The 5,445-nt window shown below is 50.7% G+C and carries 4 protein-coding genes; 2 read left to right on the top strand and 2 right to left on the bottom strand.

Going from position 1 to position 5,445, the window contains the following annotated elements:
* Positions 1-2,239, bottom strand: a 2,239-nt coding sequence (gene rnr, locus PBA01S_RS22270; protein ID WP_255315421.1) for a ribonuclease R, incomplete at its 3' end; no start/stop codon positions are given.
* 273 nt (positions 2,240-2,512) lie between these two features.
* On the opposite strand from rnr, the gene PBA01S_RS22275 reads away from it, so the two are divergent.
* Entirely contained in the window at positions 2,513-4,153 is a 1,641-nt protein-coding gene (locus PBA01S_RS22275; RefSeq protein WP_127576764.1) for a methyl-accepting chemotaxis protein, read from the top strand.
* A gap of 57 nt (positions 4,154-4,210) precedes the next feature.
* On the opposite strand, the gene PBA01S_RS22280 is transcribed toward PBA01S_RS22275, so the two are convergent.
* Positions 4,211-4,783, bottom strand: coding sequence for a GNAT family N-acetyltransferase (locus PBA01S_RS22280; RefSeq protein ID WP_028538505.1), 573 nt, complete (start codon positions 4,781-4,783; stop codon positions 4,211-4,213).
* 509 nt (positions 4,784-5,292) lie between these two features.
* Here PBA01S_RS22280 and PBA01S_RS22285 point away from each other — a divergent pair.
* On the top strand, positions 5,293-5,445 hold a 153-nt coding region (locus PBA01S_RS22285; protein ID WP_164744237.1), incomplete at its 3' end, for a transposase.

Consider the following 5,445-nt stretch of genomic DNA (forward strand, 5'->3'; position numbering starts at 1 on the left):
GGCCGCCCTTGCCTTTGCCGCCGCCGGCTTTGCCTCGGCCGGCGTCCTTGCCCTTGGCGGCCTTGTTGCCCCGGCCGCCCCAGCCGCCGCCGTCGCCGCGCCCGCCGGCGAAATCCCCGCGTTGCCGCGGCTTCATGTCGACCATCTCAAAATCAATCGTATGGTCATCCATATTCACGCGGGCCACGCGGATTTTCACCTCGTCACCGATCCGATAGATCTTCGACGTCCGTTCCCCGATCAGCGCCATATGCTGCTCGTGGAAATGATAATAGTCATCCGTCATCGCACTAAGCCGGATCAGCCCTTCCACCGTGTTCTCCAGCTCGACGAACATACCAAAGCTCGTTACACTGCTGATAATGCCGGTGAATTCCTCCCCGACCTTGTCCAGCATGAACTCCGCTTTCTTGAGCTGTTCCGTATCGCGCTCCGCCTCCACGGCGACGCGCTCCCGCTCAGACGACTGCTGCGCGATGTCCTGCATGCGGCTGGCCAAATACTCCATCCGCGCTTCGCTTAGCGTCCCGCCGCTCTCAATCACCTCGCGGATGACCCGGTGGATGACCAAGTCCGGATACCGCCGGATCGGCGAGGTGAAGTGCGTATAGAACTCCGCCGCCAGCCCGAAATGCCCGGTGCTTTCCGCATCATACTTCGCCTGCTTCATGGAACGCAGCATCATCGTGCTGATCACCGTCTGTTCCTTCGTTCCCTGAATATCCTCGAGCAGTGTTTGCAGCGCACGCGGATGCACCTTATTGCCCTTGCCGCCTTTGACCGTATAACCGAAGTTAGCGACGAACGCCAGGAAATTCATTAACTTCTCTTGATCCGGATCCTCATGGATCCGATAAATAAACGGCACCTTCAGCCAATAAAAATGCTCCGCCACCGTTTCGTTTGCGGCCAGCATGAACTCCTCGATGATCTGTTCCGCGATCGAACGCTCGCGCTTCACGATATCCACCGGCTTGCCGTTCTCATCCACGATCACCTTTGACTCCACGAAGTCGAAGTCGACCGCCCCGCGCCGCATGCGGTTTGCCCGCAGCTTCAGCGCCAGCTCCTTCATCAATTTGAACGTATCCACGAGATCCGCATACCGTTCCGTAACTTCTGGATCTTCCTCCTCCAGAATCTTGCGCACGTTCGTGTAAGTCATTCGCTCCTTCGTACGGATCACGCTGGTGAAAATATCGTGCTTCACGACCTTCATCATCTCGTTAAACTCCATTTCACAAGACAACGTGAACCGATCCACTTGCGGATTCAACGAACAGATCCCATTGGACAAGCGGTGCGGCAGCATCGGAATAACGCGGTCTACCAAGTATACGCTGCAGCCGCGGTTATAAGCTTCCTGATCGAGCTTTGAATTCTCTCGCACATAATACCCAACGTCCGCGATATGGACGCCCAACTTAATATTCCCATTGGGCAGACGCTCAACATTTACGGCGTCATCCAGGTCCTTCGCATCCTCACCGTCGATCGTCACGATCACTTTGTCGCGTAAGTCTCGCCGTCCTTGACGAACGATCTCCGCCTCATCGATCACGTCGGGAACTTCCTGCGCTTCCGCCATCACGTCATCCGGAAAAGCTTCCGGCAACTGATGCTTGCGGATGATCGACAAAATATCAACGCCTGGATCGTCCTTATGCCCTAAAATCTCGATGACCCGACCAACCGCCGCAGACCGTCCCTCGGGATACTCTACGATTTCAGCTACGACTTTCTCGCCATCAACCGCACCGCCAAAGCCTTCCCGCGGGATGAACAGATCCTTGTTGATCCGTTTATCGTCCGGAATCACAAAACCAAACGATTCGTTGTTCTGGAAAACGCCCACCACTTGCGTAATGGCCCGGTGTACAATGCGTACGACCTCACCTTCCAGCTTGCCGCCAGCCACACTCTTCGAGCTGACGCGCACCAACACCGTATCGCCGTTCATCGCACTCTTCAAATCATTGGCATGAATATAGACGTCCGGATGGTCACGATCCTCCGGGATCAGAAACGCAAAACCCTTGGGATGGGCTTGCAAACGCCCGCGCACCAGGTCCATGCGTTCCGGAACCCCATATCGATGAGTGCGAGTAAGAATAATTTGTCCACTTTGCTCTAACCGGTTGAGCATTTTCAGGAATTCCTTGAAATCGGCAGCATCGGTGATCCCAAAATGCTCCTCCAACTCCTGATACGTCATCGGTTTATATGCCGTTTCCCGCATAAAAGCGAGCAATTCTTCTTCCGTAATTACTTTCAAATGATTTCACCTCAAACCCGGCTCATCCCGCAGGGGCCGGGGTGTTATTTTGCATGATGTTTCCATGATCTTCCTTGCGGTGTATATCCCCTAGTATACACGAAATTCGGGTTTGGCATCCGTTTTCGCCCGGGAATGGATGAAATCGCTTGAATTTCATGAAAGAGCCTTCATTTTTATGAAAAATCAACCGACATTATAAAGTAGGAATTCCATGTATTAGGAGAGGGAGAGGGTATGGAGAATAATCAAATTCTGCAACGACGCAATAAGTTATTCGTCAAAATTATATGGGGGATGGTCGCACTCGGCGTCCTGACCGACATTATGATCCAGGTGGATAGTAAAGTTTTATTGACCTTGATCATCGTCGGCGGAATTTGTTGCTCCATCGCAACCTACATGACTTACGCCAACAAAGGAACCCGCTACGTCATGTTTGTCATTCCCGTAATTACCTCATTATTGACTTTTCTGCTGATCTATCAAGATCCCGATCCGATCATCAGCACGTATCTGCTCGTCTATGTATGTATCGGCATTATGACGTTGTATTCGAACTACAAACCGATCATTTTGTCTGGTGTTTTGGGAATGGGGATTACCATTTATTTTTTCAACGTTCCCTTCTACCACGATAAATTATTCCCCCGCGAGTCGCTGAGCTACTTGCTGCTATTCCTGGCGTTCCTGACTGTTGCTCTAGTTTTTGCCGCCCGGTTCAGCGAACGTCTGCAGAAGGATGTATTAACTCAGCAGAAGGACACGATGGAAGCAAAACGCCGCAGTGACGAGCTGCTTTCGAAACTGCAAGCTTCGCTGGAAGTTCTAGGACGTCTGAGCACTCAGCTGCGGGAGAACGTAACCGTCACAGGTTCCATCTCCAAAGAAATTACAACGACCTTTGGCAGCGTCTCCTCAACCTTGGAACGGCAGACGCTGGGGTTACAATCTACGACCCAATCGGTGCAGGAGGTTGGAGGAGCTGTAGAGGTCACCGCCGAGATCTCGGCCCGTCTTCAAGAGTTGTCCACGGACATGCTGAATAATACGGAAGCCGCCGGGGCGAAGATGAACGCCTTATCCGCACATATACAGCATCTGCAGCAGATCATTAACGACACCGTCACCCAAATGCAGAAGCTTCGGGATCAAAACGAACAAGTCAGCCAAATTGTTGATACAATCCATGGCATCTCTGCCCAAACGAACCTGCTGGCGATGAACGCAGCGATTGAAGCGGCTCATGCCGGAGAGCATGGCAAAGGCTTTGCGGTGGTCTCCTCGGAAATTCGCAAACTGGCAGAGAACTCACAGCAAGCCACCCAGCGGATTAACGATATTCTGGCAGACGTCATTGGGCAAATCAACAACGTTGCTGAACAGATCACCCTCGGCTCCACAGCGGTTCATTCCGGACAGGAAGAAGCCCAAGAAGTCCAAAGCTACATGGGCAAAGTGTCTGACAATGCCCGCACAGTGAACGAGCAATCGGGTGAAGTCGATCGCTCGGTACGGCAGATGCAGGACCGGTATACCAGCATTATGGCGGAAGTGATGGAGATTGCCGAGAGCACCGAGCACAATATGAGTGCCGCGCAGCAAATCCTAGCTGGCATCGAAGCGCAAGACAGCAAAATTCACGAGATTGTAAGACACTATCAAGATCTCGACAACTTGATTCTCACCCTATCAACCACGGCCGCAGGGGTTACGACACAGGAGAGCACTCCTCAACCACCAACGGTGCCGTCCGGTTCCTCTTCAGGAGGAAGCGAACCTACTTCGAATTCGGCAGCCCCAGAAGTGAAGACGAATCAAGCTGAGCAGGTTTCCGTTTCGGCGGAACCTGCCAAAGAACCTGTTTCAGTAGGCTAGCAAACAACACGCAAAAAAAGGCTTGCCTCTTAGGCAAGCCTTTTCTTTTTATATGGATTATGTAGATAAGACCGTATTCATATTCATGGACTTGATCGTTTCTAAATACCAGTCAAACCGCTCTGGGTGCTCATAAAACTCTGAGGCATGAATAATGGCCGGTATGACGTCATCCCCTTTATAGAATTGGCGTTCCCCGACCTGGGTCAATGGTACATGAAAAGAGATCCGAAGCGCTCGGAACAAAGTGGGCTCAAGCAAGGTGACGTAATGGCGAATCCCGTTCTGCTCAGCAAACAACACGATCGTTGCTAGCAATCGGTTCAGGTTGCGGCCGCGATACTGCTTCAGCAGCGCGACTTTATCCACCTCAGCGATCTCCCCTGGCCCAGAGCATAGGATCGCCGGATGATCATCAAATGGAGCCAATTGATTTAACAGCCCGTCCGATTTCGGGACATAGGGTTTAAACTCTACGGTGCCCACCGGCACCCCCGCCTCGTCATAGACGAGACAACGACCTAAGACGTCCTCAGCAAACTCCGGCTCAAAGCCTTTTTCCATCCAGGCCTCCATCCAAATCGAGTGAAACAAGGTTCCTTCCTCCAGCGTTTCCACTAGCTTGTACAAATTCCTTCCTCCTCTCATTGCATGTACCAAAATTGTAATATTTTAACGACTATTGAACCACGAAAATCCTACATAATCTAACATATATTGATAAAAAATTCCTTTCAATATTGTTACACTTTTCTTTCAGAACTAAAAACAAGGTTCTCTTACCGTGTCTTCACGACGTGCAGAGCGGTATCATTCAGGCGCTTAAACTTTTGTCGTTGTCGGTCAGTTCTTTGTTGAAGCAATACGGATCTCCCTCTTTATTTTTTTCGCTGTCATCAAGTCCAACCCTTATCCCATTCCTCCCCCTCTTTTACTGATTATCCCTTTGGTTCAGGTGGGATGTTCTACGAGGATATCAACCTATATGGAATGGTGATCATCTGAGAGCTAAATAGAGAATTAGGTTAAAAATGGAATTTAATTCTTGTAATAGGAACGTATGTTTGGTATAATAAGGAAAACAAGAATATATGTGCGTATATTTGATTTTAGTTTCGTTTGAAGCGGAGGGATCGGGCATGGAATTAAATATGAATACGGATCTTCACCCTATCAGCAGCCGTTTTCAAAGTGAGGCAGATTGCATTGAGGCGATTATTGCGATGAAGTGGCCAAACGGCTTCGTTTGCCCGCGTTGTGCTTATACGGAGTGCACCCGCCTGTCCACCCGC

The organism is Paenibacillus barengoltzii NBRC 101215 (assembly GCF_004000745.1).
Lineage (GTDB): Bacteria > Bacillota > Bacilli > Paenibacillales > Paenibacillaceae > Fontibacillus > Fontibacillus barengoltzii.

What these genes read in the sequence shown, in the direction of transcription:
- PBA01S_RS22275 (WP_127576764.1), top strand. Translation starts at nt 2,513, where the DNA reads ATGGAGAATAATCAAATTCTGCAACGACGCAATAAGTTATTCGTCAAA.